Source organism: Micromonospora trifolii (assembly GCF_022229005.1).
GTDB classification, from domain to species: domain Bacteria; phylum Actinomycetota; class Actinomycetes; order Mycobacteriales; family Micromonosporaceae; genus Micromonospora; species Micromonospora trifolii.
The window spans coordinates 1-21,006 of record NZ_JAKKFD010000038.1 but is presented as its reverse complement, the minus strand read 5'-3'; the positions used below and the strand labels follow the sequence as shown (position 1 = coordinate 21,006).

Below are 21,006 nucleotides of genomic sequence, written 5' to 3'. Positions count from 1 at the left end.
CGGATCTTGGAGACGAGCCCGCGGTCAGTACACCTCGCCTACCGGTTCCTCGGCGGTGTGTTCGGTCTTCGCGGCGGCGCGGTTCCAGCGGGACCAGAGGACCCGCTCGCCGTAGCCGGCGGCCATCAGGTGCGCGAAGGCCAGGTAGACGAGGACACCGACGGCTAGCACCCCGAAGCCGACCCAGAACGGCAGCGCCAGCGACTGCTCGGCGAGCTTGCCGGAGATGATCGGTGCTGGCGCGGCGGCGCCCCAGCGGACCAGGTTGAACGCGCCGGTGGCGACGCGTCGGTCGCTGGAGCCGAGGCCGAGCGCCAGGTCGGTGAGGTTGGCGTTGGCCAGGCCCATGCAGAGTCCGGCGAGCACCAGCACCACGAGCGCCTCGGCGGTGCTGGTGGAGGTGGCGAAGAGGACCATGCAGACCAGCAGCCCGGCGATGGCCACGCCGACGGTCTGTACCGCGCCGATGCGGTGGGCCAGCCGGTGGCCGATCACCATGATGCCGGCGGCCAGGCCGAGCCCCCAGCCGGTGAACGCGAGCCCCAGCGGGATGACGTCCAGGCCGAGGAAGAGCGGCGTGTAGCCGAGCACCACGAAGAACACGAAGTTGTACGCGGCGGTGACCACGCAGAGGGCGATGAACGCCGGCCGGCGGTAGGTGGCGAAGATCTGTCCGACGCGTACCGGTGCCTGGCGGTTGGTGGGTTCGCGGAGTTTGCGGGAGGCCACGCCGAGCGCGAGGACCATGAAGACGCCGCAGACGAAGAACGGCAGCCGCCAGCTGACCTGGCCGAGCAGGCCACCGATGAGCGGTCCGACGGCGAAGCCGAGACCCAGGGCGGTCTCGAAGAGGCCCACCACCCATTCCCGGTCGATTGCCAGGTTGACCAGCACCACCATGGCGGTGGCGAAGAACATCGCGTTGCCCAGCCCCCAGACGCCACGCAGCACTGACAGCTGCACGATGTTGTCGCTGAACGAGGCGAGGATCGCGGCGAGGCCGACCACTGAGACGCCGGTGATGAGCACCGGCTTGAAGCCGAACCGGCCGCTCGCGAGGGTCGCCGGGATCATGCCAAGGGCCATGACCGCGATGTACGCGGTGAACAGCAGCTCGACCTGCCAGGCGGTGACCCCTATCGCCTCACCGATGGCGGGCAGGATCGGGTCGACGACGGCGATGCCGGCGATGGCGAGGAAGGCCACCAGTGTGGTGGCGTAGATGGCACTGCGGTTCGGTTCGGAACGCCGATCCACTCCGACTCCTCAGATAGCTGTATCGTACAGGTACTTATTCTGTATCATACAGCTATGAGCGACGACCATGACGAGAGCACCCTCGGCCAGATCGAGACCGAGGTGGCCCTGCTGATGCGCTTCGGCGAGGCCACCCGGCGGGCCACCGGCACCGCCGAGCACCGGGTGCTGGACCGCGCGGCGTACGTCATCCTGCGCCACCTGGCCGACGCCGGCCCGCAGAACGTCTCGGCGCTCGCCGCCCGACTCAACCTGGACGGCTCGACAGTCACCCGGCAGGTGTCAGCGCTTCAGCGCGATGGCCTGATCACCCGTACCCCGGACCCGTCCGACGGCCGCGGCACTGTCATCTCCCCCACCCCGGCCGGCCTGCAACGGATGGCCGCCGTCCAGGCCGCCCGCACCCGGCTCTACGGCGACATGCTGGCCGACTGGACCCCCGAAGACCGCAACACCCTGGCAGCCCTCCTTAGCCGCCTCAACCAGGCCCTGATAAACCGCAACCGCCCCCGCTAACCCGCCAACCCCCCGCTCTGACACCGCCCCGCCCCGCCCCGCCCCGCCCCCAGCTCGTCGATCATGGACTTAAGGTGATGGACAAGAGCCGTGAGTCGCCCCATACCGGGCACCATAAGTCCAAGATCGGCGCGAGGCTCGTCCCCGCTTCGCCGATCTTGCACCTACGGCGGGTGAAGACCGGGGCGAATCAGCAGCGAACGGGCGCCGTAACTGCAAGATCGACGCGCGGCACGCGAGAACGCGCGGCACGCGAGAACGCCCGGCACGGCGAGAACGCCCGGCACGGCGAGAACGCCCGGCACGGCGAGAACACGCGAGAACGCCCGGGCGCCGACCCACGTCGGCACCCGGGCGTACCTCGGGGTCAGGCGACCGGTTCGCGGGCCGAGTCGGCGTCGCGGTCGGGGCCTGGGGTGATCCGGGGGTCGCCCTCGTCGGCGAAGTAGTCGTCCGGCTCGGTGCCGTCGACGCCTTCCTCGACCTTCGCGGCCCGCAGCGCCAGCGTCACCAGCGCCGCCACGGCCAGGTTGACCGCCACCGCCACGATGCCCACGTAGATCGTCCGGGTGGTGTCGAACCCGAACTCCGACAGCGGGAACGCCGAGCCGCCGAAGTGCTTCCGGGTCGGGCTGGCCACCTGGTAGAGCATCCACATGCCCAAGCCCATGCCGGCGACCCAGCCGACGATCAGGCCGGTGCGGTGGAACCAGCGGGTGTAGAGGCCCAGCGCCACCGCCGGCAGCGTCTGAAGGATGATCACGCCACCGATCAGCTGGAGGTCGATGGAGAACTGCGGGTCGAGGAAGACGATGCAGGCCACCGCGCCGACCTTCACCACCAGCGAGGTGATCTTCGAGACGTTCGCCTCCTGGGCGGCGGAGGCGTCCCGCTTCAGGTACTCCTTGTAGATGTTGCGGGTGAACAGGTTCGCCGCCGCGATCGACATGATCGCCGCGGGCACCAGCGCGCCGATGCCGATCGCCGCGTACGCGACACCGGCGAACCAGTCCGGGAACTGCTGGTCGAACAGCAACGGGACGACGGTGTTGTTGTCCACCGACCCGGCCGAGTTGCCGGGCAGCGGCTTCACACCGGCCGCGATGGCCATGTAGCCGAGCAGCGCGATCAAGCCGAGCAGCAGGCTGTACGCGGGCAGCGCCGACATGTTCCGCTTGATCACGTCGCGGTTCCTGCTGGCCAGCACACCGGTGATGCTGTGCGGGTAGAGGAAGAGCGCCAACGCCGAGCCCAGCGCCAACGTCACGTACTGAAGCTGGTTGTTGCCGTTGAGCAGGATGCCGTCGTTCGGGTTGGGTGAGGCGTCGAACTTCGCGTCAGCGGCGGCGAAGATGTCACCCCAGCCGCCCAGCTTGTACGGCAGGTAGATGACCGCCACCAGGATCACGATGTAGATCAGGCTGTCCTTGACGAACGCGATCAGCGCGGGCGCGCGCAACCCCGACTGGTACGTGTAGGCGGCCAGGATGGCGAACGCGATGATGATCGGCAGGTGTCGGGCCAGCGCGTTGTCGCCGGTGACGCCCATCGTCTTGAGCACTGCCTCGATGCCGATCAGCTGCAACGCGATGTACGGCATGGTGGCGACGATGCCGGTGATCGCGATCAGCAGCGCCAGCACCGGCGAGTCGAACCGCTTGCGGACGAAGTCGGCCGGCGTGACGAACCCGTGCCGGTGCGACACCGACCAGAGCCGCACCAGCACCAGGAAGACCAGCGGGTAGATGACGATGGTGTACGGCACGGCGAAGAACCCGGCCGCGCCGGCACCGAACATCAACGCCGGCACTGCCACGAAGGTGTACGCGGTGTAGAGGTCACCGCCGATCAGGAACCAGGTGATCCAGCCGCCGAAGCTGCGCCCGCCCAGCCCCCACTCGTCCAGGTGCGCCATTTCCTTCGGTGCCCGCCACCGGGCGGCCACGAAGCCCATCACGCTGACCAGGAGGAACAGCAGGGAGAAAACGATGATCTCGGTGAGATGGTCGCGCCACATCAGGAACCACCCCGCTTCTTCGTCATCTGGTAGACCAACGTGGTGGTGCCGACGCCGAGCAGGATGAAGGCCAGTTGCAGCCAGTAGAAGCGCGGGAAGCCGAAGACCCGGGGCGAGTCGCCATTGAAGAACGCCGGGATCAGCGGCACCACGATGGGGATGAAGAGCAACCAGTTCCAGGGGCTGTGGTCCTTCGCCCTGGTCGGCGCCGTGGGCGGCGCCTCCGGTTCGGGTGCAGCCATCTGACACACCTCCGGGGAGTCGTGGCTCTCGATGTAACGGCCGGAGGCTACGACTCTGTGACGGCGGTCACCTGACCCGCCCGGAGGGTGCTGCGCCGAACGGCCGGCCGGCTGCGCCGAACGGCGCGGCCGACCGGCCCTACCAACGAGGGGTGCGGCGGCTCAGTCGAGGCTGGCGAGGTGGGCGGTGTCGTTGACAGTGCGCACCGCCACGCCGCCGTCGGGCCACAGGTCGAGCACCGAGATGCCGGCCGCGTCCAGGAAGAGCCGGTGCAGGAAGCCGTCACCGGCCGCGAGGGCGTCGCGCAGCACCAGCTTGATCGGCGAGACGTGCGAGACGACCACAACGGTCTCACCGGGGTACGCGGTGAGCAGCCCCGACATGACGCGGTGCGCGCGTTCGGCGACGTGGGTGAACGACTCCCCACCCGGCGGCGCGATCCGGGGTGAGGCGAGCCAGGCGTCCATCTCCCCCGGCCACTCCTGGCGCACCTCGGCGAAGGTGCGCCCCTCCCACTGGCCGAAGTCGCACTCGATCAGGTCGTCCTCGGTGCGCACCGGCACGTCGCCGCCGAGCGCTTCGGCGATCGACGCCGCGGTGGCCGTACAGCGGGACAATGGTGAGCTGAGCACGGCCGCGACGGACGGGGCCAGCTCGGCCACCCGGGTGCCGGTGGCGCGGGCCTGGGCCCGGCCACGCTCGGAGAGCGGCACGTCACCGCGCCCGGAGTAGCGCCGCTGCTCGGTGTACGCGGTCTCGCCGTGCCGAACCAGGATCAGCCGGGTGGCGGTGAAGCTGGGCCGTGGCTCCCAGGAGGCCGGCGCTGTCGCCGGGTCGCTGCCGACAATCAAGGTGGCGGGCGCCGTCGAGGGCTGGCCGGTGGTGGCAGCCGTCGCCGGACGGGCAGGGGCCGCAGTCGCCGGGGGGCGACCCGCGGCGGCGTCCATGGCGGCGTTGGCAAGGGCGTCGGCGTGCCGGTTCTGCTCCCGCGGAATCCAGCTGAACCGCACCGCTGTGAACCGGCCCACCAGCGCGGCGGCCTGGGCGGCGAGGGGCCGCAGGCCGGGGTGCTTGATCTGCCACCGGCCGCACATCTGCTCGACCACCAGCTTGGAGTCCATCCGGACGTCCACCTCGGCGGCGCCCAGTTCGGCGGCGGCGGTCAGCCCGGCGATCAGGCCCTGGTACTCGGCGACGTTGTTGGTGGCCGTGCCGAGCGACTCGGAGCGCTCGGCGAGCACCTCGCCGGTCTCCGGGTCGCGGACCACAGCGCCGTAGCCGGCGGGGCCGGGGTTGCCCCGGGACCCACCGTCGGCCTCCATGGAGACCACGCGCGGCGCCACGACCTACAGGCCCGACTCGTTGGTGCGGACCATGATCCGTCGGCAGTCCTCGCAGCGGACCACGTCGTCGGGGGCGGCCTTGCGGATCCGGGCCAGGTCGGCGCCGGACAGGTCCAGGCGGCATCCGCCGCAGCGGCCCCCGGTGAGCAGCGCGGCACCCAACCCGGTGTCCTCGCGGATCTTGTCGTAGAGGTTGACCAGTTCGCTGGGGAGGTCGCCGGCGAGCGGCTGACGGGCGCCCCGCTTGAACTCCTCCTCCTTGGCGATCTCAGCCAGCACTTCGTCGCGGCGCTGCTCGGTAGCGGCCCGCTTGTCCCGGGTCTCGGCCAGCCGCTGCTCCACGCCGTCCAGTACGCCCTGCGCGGTCTCCCGCTGCTCCATCAGCTCCAGCTCGGCGTCCTCCAGGTCGCCCTGGCGGCGCTTGAGCGAGACCAGCTCGTGCTGGAGCGCCTCCAGCTCGCGGGCCGGACCGGTGCCGGCGGCCAGCCGGTTCTCGTCCTTCTCCTTGCGGGCCCGGACCTGCTCGACGTCCTTCTCCAACCGGGCGATGTCCCGGTCCAGGTCGTCGACTGCCACCTGGGCGCGGACCCGCTCGTCCTCCATCGACGACAGCTCCCGGGCCAGCGACTCCAGCTCGGCCCGCTCGGCAAGGGTTCGCCGTCGGTGGGCGAGCTGGGCGAGGTTGGTGTCGATCGCCTGGAGGTCGAGCAGGCGGCGCTGCACCTGAGGGTCAGCCTTCACGGTCGGGCTCCTTGTCGTCCACAACGGGTGCGGCGGCGTGCACGGTCCACGGGTCGGTGTCCAGGTCGGACACCAGCGTCTCGACGTCCAGCGCCTCCCGGAGGAGGGCTGCCAGGTCGTCCAGCCACGGTCGTTCGGTCGCCCAGTGGGCGGCGTCGATCAGGGCGGGACCATCGGCGGCGAGGTGCTCGCCGGCCGGGTGGTGCCGCAGGTCGGCGGTGAGGAACGCGTCCACCCCGGCGGCGGTCGCGGCGCCGAGGAAGCTGTCCCCCGACCCGCCGCTGACGGCGAGGGTACGAACCATACGCCCGGGATCCCCCGCCGCGCGAACTCCCCAGGACGTGACGGGGAGCACCGCGGCGGCGTGCCGGGTCAGCTCGGCGAGCGTCATCGGCTGGGGCAGCTCGCCGACCCGGCCGAAACCCCTGTCGTCGCCGTGGGCGGGCGAGCCGAGCGCGGGTCGTTGAAGCGGGCGCAAACCGGTGAGCCCGAAGCGGGCGGCGAGGGCGTCGGAGACGCCCGGGGAGGCCACGTCGGCGTTGGTGTGCGCCGCGTAGAGCGCCACCCCGGCCCGGATCAACTGGTGGATGATCCGCCCCTTGAAGGTCGTCGCGGCGACCGAGGACACTCCGCGCAGCAGCAGCGGGTGATGCGCGACGATCATGTCCGCGTCGGCGGCGAGGGCTTCGTCGACAGTTTCGGGCACCACGTCGACCACGCAGAGCACCCGGCGGACCGGGGCGGCCGGCTCACCGAGCACCAGGCCCACCCGGTCCCATTCCTCCGCCCAGACCGGCGGAAAGCGCCGTTCCAGCGCGGCCACCACGTCGCTGACTGTGGGGGCGGATCCGCTTGTGCTCACGGCGGGCCAGCTTACCGGCGTCGGGGCCACCGGGCGGTGACACCCGGCCCGGCCGCGTCGGGTGGAAGATCTGCCGGACGCGCTAGGCGGCGCTCCAGGAAACGGTCTGCAATGCGGCCAGCGGCATCGCCCAGGGGAAGGCGTGCAGGTGCTGTTCCCCCGTTCCGGGCGGGTGCAGAGCGATCACGTCGTCGCCGAAGAGCACGGTGACACCCCACTCGGCCAACCGGGCCACCCCGGTACGAAACGCCGGGTGGCAGGCCATCGCCGCGTTGGTGTACGGCACCGCCACGATGGGGACGCCCTTACCCTGGGCCTCGACCAACAGCCCGAGCGCCAGGGTGTCGGTGATCCCGGCGGCCCACTTGTTGACAGTGTTGACGGTGGCCGGGCAGACGATCATGGCGTCGGCTGGCGGCAGCACGTCCGGGTCACCGGGATTCTTGTAGTGCGTCCGCACCGGGTGGCCGGTCTGCCGAATCAGGGCCGACTGGTCGACGAACTTCGCGCCGTCCGGCGTGGCGACCACGCAGACGTCCCAACCGTCCTGTTGGGCGAGGTCGACCAGACGACCGACGTGGCGGGCCAGCGGCGAACCGCAGGCGATGACGTAGAGCACCTCGCGGTGCCCGCTGTTGTGCGCTGCACCGGCCATCAGACCGGCTCCGCGCTCATACCCCTACTCCCATGTGCTCAGCCAACTCCGCTACCGGAGAAGGCGGCGCACCACGTGTGCGACGGAGGATGTCGGACATCACCTCGTGCGCGATCGGCCGGCAGCGGATCTCCGACGGGGCGAGCCGATCACCGAGCAGCAGCATCTCGCCGGCGTTCGCCACGTCACCGATCTGGGCGTACCCGCGGGCGATGTCGAGCAGATGGTGGGCGCGGCGCTCGGGCAGCAGCGCGTTGAAGGAGGGCTCCGCGATGCGCAGCTGGTGCACCTCCACGGCCCGCCCCCCGTCGCCCAGCTCCACGGCGGCGGCGGCCCGGTGCAACTCGACGTTGGTCGGGCCGAACGACGTCCAGTAGTGGTTGTGGTCGCCGCCGAGCAGGGTGGCGGCCTCCTGCGCGCAGTTGATCAGGTCGTCGACGCTGGCCGAGTCGCCGATGCGGGACGCGGCCATCGCCCCCTGGAGCAGCAGCATCCCGTAGACGGAGAGACGGGCCGGGGAGACCTCGTTGCTGCCACCCGGTGCCAGCCGGTTGGCGATCTGGACGTTCAGCTCCAGCGCGGGCCGGGCCCGGCCCATCGCGACCAGGGCGTTGCACACCCGGGTGGTGGCGATCCCGGCCAGCAGCGGGTCGTCGGCCCGCTGGGCCACCGCCATCGACCGATCGGCGGCCAACCAGGCGAGCTCGCACTCGCCGAGCTTGCGCAGCACCGAGGAGGCGATCTGGTAGACCTGGCCGAGCAGGTGGGCCGCCTCGGCGGCCTGCTCACCGCCGTAGGCGGCGTCGGCCGCCTGTGCGTCGCGCAGCAGCTTCGGCAACGCCCGGGTGAGCATCCCGTAGCGGCCGTACTGGTAGGTGAGCCAGGCGTGGTTGACGGCCTTGCGCATGTCGTCCATCGGCGGCGGGTACGGCGCCGCGTCGAAGTAGGCGCTCATCGAGTCGTAGCGTTCCAGCGCCGCCCGGATCTCCTGCACCTCGACCTGGTCGATGCAGTTGAGGGCGTCGGCGCGCCGCTCCGGGTCCTTGCCCATCAGCAACTGGACGTCCATCTGGAGGATGTCGGCGATCTCGTAGAGGACGGAGAACTTGTCCAACCGCCGGACGCCGCGTTCGACCTTGTCCACCCAGCTCTTGGACTTGCCCAGCCGGTCCGCGAAGACCTGCTGCGACATCTTGCGCCGCCCCCGCCAGTAGGCAACTCGCCGTCCTATGGGTAGCTCGTCCATCTCCCCATCCTCCCCTGCCACCGACGATCAATCGAGTCGAGGCGATGTCCGCGGGTGCGGCGACTGCCGTTCATTTTCAGGTTTTCGCTGGTCGCACAGGATGTACGTCAGCCGTACAGCTAGTCCTCGTACTTTTCGTGCAAGTTGCACGAGCCGTTCGTCAACCTCAACGATCGTGGGTTACGGCAGTGACGGTGCTCGACATGCGACCTGGCGAACGCCGGGCCCGACGAGAGGAGTTGGCACACATGTGGGGGAATGTCGTACCGCGCGTTGCCGAACTGTCGCCGCTGGAACGGGTCCGGCTGCGCCGGGTCGCCATCCGGTACGCCGCACACGGCTGGGAGGTCACCCCGGGTGCCTGTCTGGCCCGCAGCCGCTTCGTCTGCGGCCGGGCCGGCTGTCCCACAGTGGGCTGCCACCCCGCCCTGGAGAACTGGGAGTTGGCCGCCAGCGCCGACCCGGCCCGGGTGGCGACCTGGTGGAGGAGCCGACCGCACGGGGTGCTGCTGCCCACCGGCCGGGCCTTCGACGTGCTGGAGGTGCCCGCCCACCTCGGCCGGCACGTACTCGACGCGGTTCAGATCCACCCGGCCGGCACCGGCGTACGCGGGCCGGTGCTGGTCACGCCCACCGGTCGGTGGATGTTCCTGGTCCGCCCCGGCGATCCGCTCCGACCGGAGCTGGAGCACTGCTTCCACGTGGTCCGGCACGGGCCGGGCTCGTGGATCCCCGCGCCGCCCACCCGGCTGCCGGAGGGCACTGTCCGCTGGGCGGTCGCCCCGGAGCAGGCGCGCTGGCAGCTTCCGGATTCGTACCTGGTGCAGAACACGTTGATCGGGGCGCTGCGCGCCGCCGGGGTGACGCTCGCCCCCGACCTGCTCCCCGGCCACCTGCCGCTGCCCCGACGAGGTATGTGAATTCGGCAGGGTCGACGATTCGATCCGGTGCCCGACAGCGTCGCCGGGACACCGGTCCTCGTTGACAGGGGGACGGCGCGAACGCGCGCCACGAACGGGGGAACGATGTCCACAAACGACAGAGCGCCTCACCCCGGCGGCACCGAGCCGCCCCGGCGCAGCCACCCAGGGCGCCGCTGGGCCGGCACCCGACCGTCCGGCTCGCGCCCCGGGCGCCCACGCCCCACCGGCTCCCGCCCAGCCGGCACCCACCGCCCCCTCCGCTAGCCGGCCGCGGCGACCTCCCCCAGCTCCCCGCGATCTTGCACTTGCTGTCCCGACAATCTCCACGCAACCGGACAAACCAGCAACCGAAACTGCAAGATCGCGGGGAGCAAGGGGGGGCTAGTCGGTCAGGGGGAGATTGACGGAGTGGTACTGGCGGGCGTTGTCGGTTATCGCCGCGTGGGTGTGATCGTCCAGGCGGGCCAGCCAGTTGAGGCCGGGGGTGCCCATGGCGAGGGCGGCGGTGGCGTACGCGTCGGCCACCCCGAGGTCGGTGCCGACCACAGTCACCGAACGCAGCCCACTGGCCGGTGCGCCCCGGCGCGGGTCCAGCACGTGCCTCCCCCGCTCGTACACGCCGGACGTGGCCACGGCCAGGTCCGTCCCGCTGAGCACCAGGCAGGCCGCCATCGCGTCCCACGGGTGGCGGATGCCGATGCGCCACGGCTCCCCGGACGGCGACAGGCCCCGCACCCGGACGTCACCGCCGGCGTTCACGCAGTGGTTGACGGCGCCGGCGGCGACGAGGCGGTCCGAGGCGACCTGAGCCGCCCAGCCCTTGACGAAGCCGGACGGGTCGAGCCGACCGGTGGCGTACGCGTCGAAGAACCCGTCGGTGGCGCCCCACAGGTCGGCGCAGGTCTCCAGCACGTACCGCAGGTCCGCGGACGCCTCGGAGAGCAGCACCTCGCCCCGGTCGAAGCGGCACACCTCGCTGTCCGGCTGGTAGGTGCTGAACCGCGCGTCCACCTCGCGCATCCAGGCGAAGACCTCGTCGGCCAGCTCGCGCAACGTCGCCGGTGGCAGGTCGTCGGCGAGGTCCAGGGTGATCGCCGTACCCATGATCTGTTCGACCCGGCACAGCCCGGGCCGGGTCAGCGTGGCCCGCACGTCAGAATGCCTGCTCGATGGCGGACCGCAGCGACTGCTTGTAGGAGTTGCTGGTCTCGGTGGCCCCGGAGACGGTGTTGAGGTTGGCGTTCTGCTTCTGCACCACCTCGCCGCCGCCGCCGTCGTACCGGTTGCGGACGTCGCCGCTGTGGATGTCGGATTCACCCCCGCTGGGCAGCGACAGCGCGACGGCCTCGACGATCCGGTTACCCGAGACGACGATCTGCACCTGCACGTACCCGTACTCGTTCTCGAAGCCGTTGCCGGTGACCCGGCGGGTGGTCGACTGGGGTGCCTTGGTGGTGGTCCGGGGTGCGGCCTTCGTGGTGGTGCGGGTGCCGGACGGCCGGGCGGTGCTCTTTGTGGGTTTGGGCGACGTGGGCGCGTCGCCGGTCTTCGACGGCTTCGGTGCCACGCCCGACGGGTCGGCACTCGGCTCGACATCCTGCGGGGTGGGGTTGACCGGCTGGGCGGTCGGCAGGTTCTGGGCGACCTGGGTGGTGCCCGGCGAGCCCTTGAACACCACCAGCGCGGTGGTGCTGGCGGCCAGGCCGGTGATCGCGAGGAGCGCGCGACGCATGGGGATGCCCTTCCTACAGCTCGAACGTGGCCAGGTGGATCTGCCGCCGGGGCACACCGGCCCGCCGCAGCGCACGCACCGACTGTTCCACCAGACCGGGCGGCCCGCACAGGTAGACGTCGCGTCGGGCCACGTCGGGCACCAGTTGCCGCAGCCCGTCCGGGCTCATCAGCTGGCGGGGGCCGGGGTCGTCGCGGGAGCCGATGACGTACCAGACGGAGGTCTCGCGCTCCTGGGCCAGCCAGTCCAACTCGCGACTGAGCAGCACGTCAGCCGGCGTGCGGGCCCGGTAGATCAGCGCGGCGCCCGGTGGCAACTCCTCCAGCATCGCCCGGATCGGCGTGATGCCGCTGCCGCCGGCGATCAGCAGCGCCCGCTCACGGAGCCGGTGCGCGGCGGTGAAGGTGCCCGACGGGCCTTCGGCCCAGACCCGGGTGCCCGGGTCCAGGTCGCGCAGGTCGGCGGTGTGGGTGCCGACCACCTTGACGGTGACCCGCAGCCAGCGGCCGTTGGCGGCGGCGGAGACGGAGAACGGGTGCGACTGCCACCAGCAGCCCCGGGTGAGGAACCGCCAGCGGAAGTGTTGGCCGCCGAGCATCGCCAGCCGGCCGAGCCGCTCCCCGGTGAGGTAGATGGAGATGGTGTCGGTGCTCTCGGCGACCACGTCGGCGACCCGCAGCTTGTAGCGCAGGTTGAACGCCAGCGGCGCGATCACACGGCCCCAGAGCAGGGCGGCGATCACGAGTAGGTAGAGCGCGATCCAGCCGGTGCGCACCGGGCCGGGCTTGTACAGCTGCGCGCCGTGGGTGAACTGGTGGCCGAAGCCGAGCAGCAGGATCAGGTAGCTGGACAGGTGCAGCAGGTGCCACAGCTCGTAGGGCAGTGCCCGCCGGATCGCCCGGACGCTGCTGAACCCGACGAGCATCATGATGCCGGTGGCGACGAACGCCGAGACCATGTCCTCGTAGTCGCCGAGCAACGTGCCGACCTCGGCGAAGATCGACTGGTTACGCAGGTCGGCGTAGCCGACGAGGATCAGCGACATGTGCGCCAGCACGGTGACCAGCAGGGTCGCACCGATGTCCCGGTGCCAGCGGGCCATGTGCTCGCCGCCGATCCACCGTTCCAGCACCGGCAGTCGACTCATCATCAGCACCTGCACCAGCAGCAGGTAGCCGGCGATCAGGCCGCTGATCCGGCCGGCCGCGGTGACGGTGGCCGCTGTGCTCCGCAACGATCCGGCGGGAGTGCCCAGCCACCACGGCAGCACGCTGGCGAGCAGGCCGACCAGGAGCAGCACGCCCAGCAGCCGTCGGCCGCCGGGTCCGCGCCGGGCCGGGCTCTGCGGGGGTACGGGCGCAGCCGACCGGCCGCCGTGCCGGGACGAGGTCCCGGTACGACGGCCGGCGGCGTGGGTGTGCGAATGCGTCACGCGTACAGCTTCATCGGGGCGTACTTCTGGCGGGGGAAGACCTTGTCGACCTCCGCGTTGGTGAGCCCGAACCGGCCCTGCGCCACCGCGCCGTAGACGTTGAACATGTTGTTGTTCTCCGGCACGTCACCGGAGTCGAGCTTGTCCAGCCCGTTCCAGGTGCCGAGCAGCGAACCGGCCAGCTTCTTGCCGGACAGCAGGGTGACCACGCCGCCGTGCCCGTGGTCGGTGCCGTTGTTGTTGGAGCCGACCCGACGGCCGAACTCGCTGGACACCATGATCGTCACGTCGGCGGCCTTCGGGCCGAGGTCGGTGAAGAACGCGGCCATCGCGCTGGCCAGCTCGTTGAGCCGGCGGTACAGCTGGCCGCCCTCGCGGGTGCCCTGGTTCTCGTGGGTGTCGTAACCACCCATGCCGACAGTGGCGACCCGCACGTTGGCGCCACCCTTGATCAGCTGGGCGAGTTGCTGGAACGCGTTGCCGACGCCCTCGTACTTGACGCCCTCGGCGGGCTGGTACGGCTTGGCGGCGAGCTTCTGGGCGGTGGCCAGCGCGCCCATGCCCTCCTGAACGGCCTCCTGGACCGGGTGGTTGATCCCGGTGAAGAGCCCCTTGATGGCCTTCTCGGTGGCGGCCCGGAACCGCTCGTCACCGTTGAGCCGCAGCGAGCCGACGTTGTTCAGCGACAGCGCGCCGTTGTTGCCGACCAGCGAGCGGGGCAGGGTGCTGCCGATGCCGACGCTGCGGAACGCGGTGCCCTTGCCCAGGTTGTCGACCAGACCGTCGAGCCAACCCCGGCCGCCGGTCTCGTTGGGCAGCCCGCCCAGGTTGCAGGCGTCGGCGGCCTGGAAGTGGCTGCGGGACAGCCGCTCGTCGGAGACGCCCGGGATGAAGCCCAGCTGACCGGCCGTGAGCCACTTCTCCAGCGGCTTGAACGCGCCGGTCAGCTTGAAGCCGCGGCCCAGGGCCAGCGAGTCGTTGCCGAGCAGCAGGTCGGGCCGGGCCTTGTTGAGCACCGCGTCGTTGTCCGGCGCGATCAGGCTCAGGCCGTCCAGCCCTCCGTAGAGGAAGACGTGGATCAGGGTGCCGGTCTTGGTCGCCGCGAACGACGCCGAGGTGGTGACGAACTGGGCGGTGGCCAGCGCGGTGGCGGTGGCGGCGGCACCCGCGACGAAGGTCCGCCGGGTCACGCCGCGACCGTCCTGCTGGGCCTCCTCCAGGTTCTCCAAAGTGCGGTACCTGTCGAACTCGGCGGCGTTCTCGGCGGCGACGATGTCCGCCTCGGCGCGCAGCAACGCCTCGGCCGGGTTGTCGGCCAGCCGTCGCACGTCGGGGCATTCGGGGTGCAGGGGGAAAGAGTTGTACACAGTCTTCTCCATCGGGTGCCTCACCGGAGGTGGTGCTGGGGGGAAGCGAGGATCGCCCGCGCGACGGCGGTGATGGCCCCGTTGAACGTGGCGTCGACCTTGGTGGTCGCCACCACACCGGCCACGCCGAGGATGAGGTTCTTCTCCCGCGTGCTCAGCTTCTGGCCCACCAGCCGCTGGGACAGCGCGTCCACGTACGCCCCGGCCGTCGCCGGCGGCTTGGCGACCAGCTTCTCCGGCGCCGTGTACGTGAAGGTGGTCCGGTAGCCGGCGAGGATCTCGCCCGCCTCGTTCCAGCCGTTGACCATCGTGCCGGCCGAGGTCCAGGCGACGTAGACGTCCGGGTAGCCGTCCGGGGTCGGGTGACCCATCGGGGACTGGCCCAGCTCGCGCATCTTGTCGTGGATCTGGCGCAGCCCTCGGGCGTACGCGGTGCGCTTGCTGTCGCCGTTGTTGTGCTTCGGCGACGCCTCCGGCGAGACGCCCAGGGTGCGGTACGTGGCGACCAGATACTCCATCGGCCGGCGCACCTTCTGGCCCACACCGGCCCAGAACTCCGAGGAGCAGAACAGCGTCATCAGGACCGGCTTGATCATGCCCTTGTTGGTCGTGTACGTCTTGGCCAGCCGGTCCACGAGGGACTTCGGCGGGGTGTCCGAGACGAACCGGGTGGCCAGGCTCTGCGCCACGTACTTCGCCGTCGACGGGTGCGTCGCGATGTAGGTGATGTACGCGTCGATCGCCGCTTCGGCCTTCTTCGGGTCGGCCGAGTTGTTCGCGTGGGTGAAGCCGAGGATCTTCACCTTGCCGACGTAGTGCTGCTCGGGGCGGAAGACGTACTTGCCCTTGTCGTCGACACCGCGGCCGGTCTGCAACATGGCGGCCTGCCGGACGTCCGGCTCCTTGTAGCCGCCGTCGACGCCGACCGAGTAGAGCTCGAGGTTCTCCCGGGCGAGGTTCTCGTTGATCGCGTCCTTGCGGGAGTCCTTCTGGTTCAGGTAGATCAGCAGCGCCGGGTGCTTGTTGGCGGCGACCAGCATCTCCGGGTAGCTGCCCAGCGCGTGCTTGCGCACGACGTCCTGGTCGAACGAGTTGCGGTACACCTCGCCGCCGTCGAAGTCCGCGGCGACGTGCAGGAAGTCGTTCCAGAAGTCGACCATCACCTCGAACAGTTGGCGCTTGGACCAGATCTGCCGGGCGATGGTGGCGTCGACCATCTCCCGCTCCGGCTGGGCGTCCTGCTCGTTGAGCTTGTCCCGCTGGTCGCGCAACTGCTGCACGGAGAGCTTCTGGGTCGGCAGCTCGGCGAGCTTCAGCTCGCCCTTGCTCGGCTCCAGCTTCTCCGGGGCGAGCTGGGCGCGGATCCAGGCGTCCATGCCCTCGCGCTTGATGTCGGCGACCACAGCGGGCGTCGCACCGAAGGTGGCGCGTCGGGCCAGGTGCAGGATCGGGTCCTTGGCCAGCACCGTCTTCACTGTCACAGTGGTCGCCGCCGCCGCAGCGGCCGGGCCGGAGAAGGTCCGCCCACCGGCCGGCGCGTTCTTCTTCAGCGCCTCACCGGCCCGGGAGCCCATGTAGCTTTCGTTCTGCTCGGTGTAGGTACGCACGGTGCTGGGCTGCTGGCCGCTGGGCCGCGCCGCGGTGCCGTCGGTCACCGTGCTGCCGGTCGCGTCGCCGGCCGCAGCCTCGTCGCCGAAGAGGCCACGGATCTGCGGGGTCATGGCGAGCGCCGCGCCACCGGCGACGACGGCGGCGGTGCCACCGAGGGCCACCATCGCCTTACGTCGGCCGACCTTGCGACCCGGCTCGTTGTCATCGTCGAGGGTGGGCAGTCCGGTGCCGGCCGGTCGTGCCGGGGCCGGGCGGCCAAGGCCCTCCGGGCCGACCCACTGCGGACCGCGCGCGGCGGGCGCGGGCTGCCCGGCGTACTGCTCACGCGGGTCGGCCTGCGCGGCGTAGCCGCCCTGGTACGGGTGGGGCGAGTCGTAACCGTAGGGCGCCGGCGTGTGGGGGTCGCCGTAGCCGTCAGCGCTGGGGTGCTGATGTCCGTCCCAACCGCGGTCGTCCCGCGGTCGACGTGGTGGCACATTCTGGTCGGCCATGTACCAATCCCGATTTCTGATGAGCGCCGGAAGCTGCTACCGGGCAGGTGCGGCAGGTGCGGCGACTGTTGCCTGAGGGGGTTGCTACGGCAAGGTAACCAAGGCCCCAGGGCCCTTCAAGGTGGCCGGAACCCACTCGTGAGGGCACTTAAGACAGCGTTCAGTGCGACAGCGGCGGCAGGCGGTGGGACGGGCCTGCCCGCAGACCTTCCCAGCAGGGCGTACGCGCGGCAGCCGAGCACGGATCGGACCTCGCCGCCCGTACGCGACAGTTTCGGCGTCGTTCACCACCAAAGGCAAACTTAAGGTTCAGGTAAGCCGGACGTGAAGCGCACTCGCGTGGAGGAAAAGTAGCAGCAGCGGGCGAGCGTGAGCCGCCACCGCAGCGGGTATGCCGCCGAACCGCTGAACGCGTGAGGGGAAGGCAGCGCCATGCTCAGCAAAGAGGATCAGCGCAGATTCGACCAGATCACCCGTCAGCTCCGGGAGAGTGACCCGGCCTTCTTCAACCGGCTGGACCACAGGGCCCGGGCCCGCAGGGGCCGCTACCTGATGTTGTTGACCATCGTGCTGTGGGCGTCGCTGCCGGCGATAGCCGTGTTCGCCGGTCGACTCACCGGCGCGATCTGCGCGGTGGTGCTGGTGGCCAACGCCGCGATCATGTGGCGGTTCCGCCGCCGCTGGACGTGACTGTTCAACCGCTCGACGGGACGGCTCAACCGGTGGACGTGACAGCTCACCGGTCGGCCGGACCAAACGCCCGGTACGCCCGGCGTAACCGTTCGAGCAGTCCCGGCCCACCGATGGCCGGGGCGGGCGCTCCGAGCTGGCGCAGCAGCAGGTCGGTGCCGGTCACCAGTCGGGGCGGCCGATCCGGCAGCGGCACCGGCGCTGACCAGAACCGGTCCGCCGTCTCGGCCAGCGGCGTCGCCGACAGCCCGGTGAGCGCGCGGGCGGCACCGACCGGCGCGACGACGTCCACTGTCGACACCACACCGTCCGGTCCGGACGGTGAGTCGACCAGTGGGGGCGATGGGGCGGCACCGGTGGTCGCGGCCCTCCGGGCACGGAGTTCGTCGAGCAACTCCGCCCGGGACCGACCGCGCCAGTGCAGCAGCTCGAACGGGTCCGCGTCGAACGCCTCGGCCAGCAGGTAGAACGTCGCCGCGAGGTGCTTGCACGGCACCGCGAAGTCGGGGCAGTTGCAGCGCTGGGTCAATTCGTTGACGGTTGCCGGGAAGAGCGGCGCGCCGGCGGCGGCGAACAGCTCCTCCAACTCGTCGGGGAGGTCCCCGGCGAGCAGCCGGGCGCTGAAGAACGCCTGCCCGGCCAGCTCGTCCTCGATTCGGGACCAGAGCGCCGCCGGGAACGGCTTCAGCGCGATCGACACCTGGTACGGCTGCGGCCGGGAACCCTGCACCACCGCGTCGACCCGCCCGGGTGTGATGTCGAGCGTGAGCACCTGACCGGCCCGCGCGTACGACCGGCCCCGGGTCAGCCGGGTGCCGAGCGCGAACGACTCCAGCACCTCCAGGAAACGCCGCGACCACCAGGACCGGCCGATAGCGCCCCGGGCGCTGCGCGCCCGCAGGCCCCCGTCGACCCGACGCGGGCGCCCGTAGTCAGCGAAGTCCGTCACTCGACCACCGCGCCGGCTTCCAGGGCGAACAGGTCCCGCAACTGGCCGGTGGACAACTCGGTGATCCACTGCTCGCCGGTGCCGACCACCCGCTCGGCGAGGCTGCGCTTGTCGGCGATCAGCGCGGCCACCTTCTCCTCGACAGTGCCCGCGCAGACGAACTTGCGGACCTGCACCCGTCGGCTCTGCCCGATCCGGAACGCCCGGTCGGTGGCCTGGTCCTCGACCGCCGGGTTCCACCACCGGTCCACGTGCACCACGTGGTTCGCGGCGGTCAGGGTCAGCCCGGTGCCGCCGGCCTTGAGGGACAGGACGAAGATCGGCGGACCTTCAGCGGACTGGAAGCGCTGCACCAGGGCGTCCCGCTCGGCCTTGCCCAGGCCACCGTGCAGGAACAGCACCTCCCGGCCGAACCGCGCCGACAGGTGACCCCGCAACATCGCGCCGAACTCGGCGTACTGGGTGAAGAGCAGTGCCCGCTCCCCCGCCGCCAGCACCTCCTCCAGGATCTCGGTGAGCCGGGCCAGCTTGCCGGAGCGGCCCTCCAGCGGCGAGCCGTCGCGCAGCAGTTGGGCGGGGTGGTTGCAGACCTGCTTGAGGCGGGTCATGGTGGCCAGCACCAGACCGCGTCGCTCGATGCCGTCGCTGGTCTCGATCCGGGCGAGCATGTCGTCGACCACCACCCGGTACAGCGCGGCCTGCTCGGCGGTGAGGTTGCAGAGCACCTCCATCTCCAGCTTCTCCGGCAGGTCCGAAATGATCGACGAGTCGGTCTTGAGCCGACGCAACACGAACGGGCCGGTGATCCGGCGGAGCCGCTCGGCGGCCTCGGCGTCGCCGTGCCGCTCGATCGGCTCGGCGAACCGTTTGCGGAACGTCGCGGCCGGCCCGAGCAGACCCGGGTTGGCGAACTGCATGATCGACCAGAGGTCGGCGAGGCGGTTCTCCACCGGCGTACCGGTCACCGCCACCCGCTGCCGGGCGGGCAGCGCGCGCACCGCCTCGGCCTGCCGGGTCGACGCGTTCTTGATCGCCTGCGCCTCGTCCACCACCACCCGGTGCCAGTCGATGCCGGCCAGGTCGGCGGCGTCGCGGGCGGCCACCGAGTAGGTGGTGAGGACCAGGTCCGCGCCGTGCGCGGCCGCTGTGAACTCCGCCCCCCGCGCCCGCTCGGCACCATGGTGTACGTGGACCCGCAGCTCGGGGGTGAACCGGGCCGCCTCCCGCTGCCAGTTGCCGACCAGCGACATCGGACAGACCAGCAGGGTCGGGCCGGCCTCCGGTGGGTCTCCGGCGAGCAGCGCGAGCAGTTGCACGGTCTTGCCCAGCCCCATGTCGTCGGCGAGCACACCGCCCAGGCCGAGTGAGCGCAGGAAGGCCAGCCAGGCCAGGCCCCGCTGCTGGTACGGCCGCAGCGTCCCCTGGAAGCCCGGCGGCGGGTCCAGCGGGGTGAGTCGCCGCTCGACAGCGCCGGCGAGCAGGTCGCCCAGCGCCCCGTCGGCGGTCACCTCCAGCACCGGCAGCTCGCCGGTGGCCTCGCCGTCGGCCAGCCCGAGGCGGAGCAGGTCGGCGACGGTCAGCTCGCCAGCGGAGCGGAGCAGGCGCAGCCCGGCAGCGAGCCGCCCCGGGTCCAGCTCGACCCACCGGCCGCGGAGCCGTACCAGCGGGGTCTTCGTCTCGGCCAGCGCCGCCAACTCCTCGGCGGAGAGCGGCTGGTCACCGAGCGCGATCTCCCAGCGGTAGTCGACCAGGGCGTCCAGACCGACACCGGCGTCGGCACCACCCACAGTGCCCGGCGCGGTGCGGCTGCGCGCTCGCAACCGGGCGCCCAGTCGCGCCGACGGACGCTGCCACCAGGACGGCAGCAGCACCCCGAAACCGGCGGCGTGCAGCACCGGGGCACCCGCGCTGAGGAACCGGTGCGCCCCCTCGACGTCGAGGTCCATCGCCTCCGGGGCGGCGGTACGCAGCGCGGCGTCCAGGTCCGGCCAGAGCCGGCTGGCCCGGCCCAGCTCGGCGAGGAGCGTCTCCTGCGGGCTGGTCGCCCGACCGACCAGGCCGCCGAGGGTCTGCGGCGACCGCCAGATCTCCCCGGCGTCGACGTGCAGGCCGGGCTCGTCCGCGGCCTGCAACCCGAACTCCAACCGCCAGCGCCCGGCACCGATCGACCCGACCGACACCGGCGCTCTGTCGACAGGCACCGGCACTGGCGCATCCTCGGCCGGCACCGGCACCGGCGCGCTGCCGTTGGGCACCGCCCGGGTGGCCAGGATCGGTTCGGTGACCTCGTCGGGGGCCGGCTCCACCAGGCGGAAACTGGCCCGCACCGGGCCACCGGCGGCGTCGCGCTGCCAGGCGTCCAACTCGGCGGAGAGGCTGGTCAGCCCGGCCGGGTCGATGGTGAAGTCCCGCTGCGGACCGGCGAGCGCGCCCAGCCACGCCGGTGCCGGACCACCCGGGCGCAGCCCCCGGGCCAGCGTGGTGGTCGCCAGCGCAGCCCTCGCGGCGGCATCGGTCAACGCGTCCAGCGCATCCGCGACCAGCGCGGCAGCGGTCAGCTCAGGCCCGCCCGCACCAACTGTCGCCGCAGCAGCGGTCAGCTCAGGGCCGCCCGCACCAACTGTCGCCGCCGTGGCGGAGATGGCGGGGCTCCCGGTGGGCCCCTGAGCAGCCGCGGCGATGGTGGGCGGCGGCAGGACGGCGGCAGCGGGCGGCAGGACGGCGGCACGGGCGGCCGGTGGCAGGGCCAGCGCCAGCGAGCGCGCCCAGGCGGCGTCGGTGCCGGTCAGCAGCGGACGCCAGACCGCCTGCGCGGGCACCTGCCCGGCACCGCCCGACGCCGCCGTTGTGCCAGCGCCGGGCATCCAGTCACCCACCGTCGCGTCAACGCCGGACGTCTGGCCGGCGGTAGTCGCGCCAGCGTTGGGCGTC

At 71.5% G+C, this 21,006-nt stretch carries 18 protein-coding genes; 3 read left to right on the top strand and 15 right to left on the bottom strand.

Going from position 1 to position 21,006, the window contains the following annotated elements; genetic code table 11:
- Nucleotides 1–24: 24 nt before the first annotated feature.
- The gene (locus NIE79_RS22885; protein ID WP_238680508.1) at nucleotides 25–1,257 is read right to left on the bottom strand and encodes an MFS transporter; all 1,233 of its coding nucleotides are present in this window, start codon (nucleotides 1,255–1,257) and stop codon (nucleotides 25–27) included.
- 54 nt (nucleotides 1,258–1,311) lie between these two features.
- On the opposite strand from NIE79_RS22885, the gene NIE79_RS22880 reads away from it, so the two are divergent.
- Nucleotides 1,312–1,773 carry a MarR family winged helix-turn-helix transcriptional regulator gene (locus NIE79_RS22880; protein ID WP_238680507.1) on the top strand — a complete coding sequence of 154 codons (462 nt, stop codon included), beginning with the start codon at nucleotides 1,312–1,314 and terminating at the stop codon, nucleotides 1,771–1,773.
- Between the two features lie 367 nt (nucleotides 1,774–2,140).
- Here the strand turns inward: NIE79_RS22880 and mctP are convergent, their stop codons facing one another.
- The 7 genes from mctP to NIE79_RS22845 all read right to left on the bottom strand — a co-directional run bounded on the left by mctP (nucleotide 2,141) and on the right by NIE79_RS22845 (nucleotide 8,880).
- Nucleotides 2,141–3,790 carry a monocarboxylate uptake permease MctP gene (gene mctP, locus NIE79_RS22875; protein ID WP_238680506.1) on the bottom strand — a complete coding sequence of 550 codons (1,650 nt, stop codon included), beginning with the start codon at nucleotides 3,788–3,790 and terminating at the stop codon, nucleotides 2,141–2,143.
- The gene (locus tag NIE79_RS22870) at nucleotides 3,790–4,032 is read right to left on the bottom strand and encodes a DUF3311 domain-containing protein (protein WP_238680505.1); all 243 of its coding nucleotides are present in this window, start codon (nucleotides 4,030–4,032) and stop codon (nucleotides 3,790–3,792) included. Before NIE79_RS22870 ends, mctP begins: the two co-directional genes overlap by 1 nt.
- A 162-nt stretch (nucleotides 4,033–4,194) precedes the next feature.
- Entirely contained in the window at nucleotides 4,195–5,376 is a 1,182-nt protein-coding gene (locus NIE79_RS22865; RefSeq protein WP_238680504.1) for a bifunctional RNase H/acid phosphatase, read from the bottom strand.
- Nucleotides 5,377–5,379: 3 nt separating this feature from the next.
- A complete protein-coding gene (locus NIE79_RS22860; RefSeq protein WP_238680503.1) occupies nucleotides 5,380–6,117 on the bottom strand; it encodes a zinc ribbon domain-containing protein in 738 nt (245 codons plus the stop codon).
- Nucleotides 6,107–6,943 (bottom strand): Nif3-like dinuclear metal center hexameric protein, encoded by an 837-nt coding sequence (locus tag NIE79_RS22855; protein WP_372471764.1) that lies wholly within the window; start codon nucleotides 6,941–6,943, stop codon nucleotides 6,107–6,109. Before NIE79_RS22855 ends, NIE79_RS22860 begins: the two co-directional genes overlap by 11 nt.
- A 118-nt stretch (nucleotides 6,944–7,061) precedes the next feature.
- Nucleotides 7,062–7,634: a flavoprotein gene (locus tag NIE79_RS22850; RefSeq protein WP_238680501.1), complete on the bottom strand. Its 573-nt coding sequence runs from the start codon at nucleotides 7,632–7,634 to the stop codon at nucleotides 7,062–7,064.
- A gap of 16 nt (nucleotides 7,635–7,650) precedes the next feature.
- The gene (locus tag NIE79_RS22845) at nucleotides 7,651–8,880 is read right to left on the bottom strand and encodes a helix-turn-helix domain-containing protein (RefSeq protein ID WP_238680500.1); all 1,230 of its coding nucleotides are present in this window, start codon (nucleotides 8,878–8,880) and stop codon (nucleotides 7,651–7,653) included.
- Between the two features lie 248 nt (nucleotides 8,881–9,128).
- On the opposite strand from NIE79_RS22845, the gene NIE79_RS22840 reads away from it, so the two are divergent.
- On the top strand, nucleotides 9,129–9,800 hold the full coding sequence (locus tag NIE79_RS22840; RefSeq protein ID WP_238680579.1) for a bifunctional DNA primase/polymerase: 672 nt from the start codon (nucleotides 9,129–9,131) through the stop codon (nucleotides 9,798–9,800).
- 384 nt (nucleotides 9,801–10,184) lie between these two features.
- Here NIE79_RS22840 and NIE79_RS22835 read toward each other — a convergent pair whose 3' ends face one another.
- Genes NIE79_RS22835 through NIE79_RS22815 form a run of 5 tightly spaced genes read right to left on the bottom strand, consistent with a single transcriptional unit; the run spans nucleotide 10,185 to nucleotide 16,436 of the window.
- Entirely contained in the window at nucleotides 10,185–10,907 is a 723-nt protein-coding gene (locus tag NIE79_RS22835) for an FAD:protein FMN transferase (protein ID WP_238680578.1), read from the bottom strand.
- Between the two features lie 49 nt (nucleotides 10,908–10,956).
- Complete coding sequence (locus tag NIE79_RS22830; RefSeq protein WP_238680499.1) at nucleotides 10,957–11,535, bottom strand: FMN-binding protein; 579 nt, start codon at nucleotides 11,533–11,535, stop codon at nucleotides 10,957–10,959.
- Between the two features lie 13 nt (nucleotides 11,536–11,548).
- Complete coding sequence (locus NIE79_RS22825) at nucleotides 11,549–12,967, bottom strand: ferredoxin reductase family protein (RefSeq protein WP_238680498.1); 1,419 nt, start codon at nucleotides 12,965–12,967, stop codon at nucleotides 11,549–11,551.
- Nucleotides 12,964–14,346, bottom strand: coding sequence for a DUF1501 domain-containing protein (locus NIE79_RS22820; protein ID WP_238680497.1), 1,383 nt, complete (start codon nucleotides 14,344–14,346; stop codon nucleotides 12,964–12,966). Before NIE79_RS22820 ends, NIE79_RS22825 begins: the two co-directional genes overlap by 4 nt.
- Nucleotides 14,347–14,354: 8 nt before the next feature.
- Nucleotides 14,355–16,436, bottom strand: coding sequence for a DUF1800 domain-containing protein (locus NIE79_RS22815; RefSeq protein ID WP_238680496.1), 2,082 nt, complete (start codon nucleotides 16,434–16,436; stop codon nucleotides 14,355–14,357).
- Between the two features lie 432 nt (nucleotides 16,437–16,868).
- Between NIE79_RS22815 and NIE79_RS22810 the strand changes: the two genes are divergently transcribed.
- Nucleotides 16,869–17,126, top strand: a complete 258-nt coding sequence (locus NIE79_RS22810; protein WP_091409372.1) for a DUF3040 domain-containing protein — start codon at nucleotides 16,869–16,871, stop codon at nucleotides 17,124–17,126.
- A gap of 46 nt (nucleotides 17,127–17,172) precedes the next feature.
- On the opposite strand, the gene NIE79_RS22805 is transcribed toward NIE79_RS22810, so the two are convergent.
- Complete coding sequence (locus tag NIE79_RS22805; RefSeq protein ID WP_238680495.1) at nucleotides 17,173–18,075, bottom strand: SWIM zinc finger family protein; 903 nt, start codon at nucleotides 18,073–18,075, stop codon at nucleotides 17,173–17,175.
- On the bottom strand, nucleotides 18,072–21,006 hold a 2,935-nt coding region (locus NIE79_RS22800), incomplete at its 5' end, for a DEAD/DEAH box helicase (protein WP_238680494.1). The genes NIE79_RS22805 and NIE79_RS22800, both read right to left, overlap by 4 nt.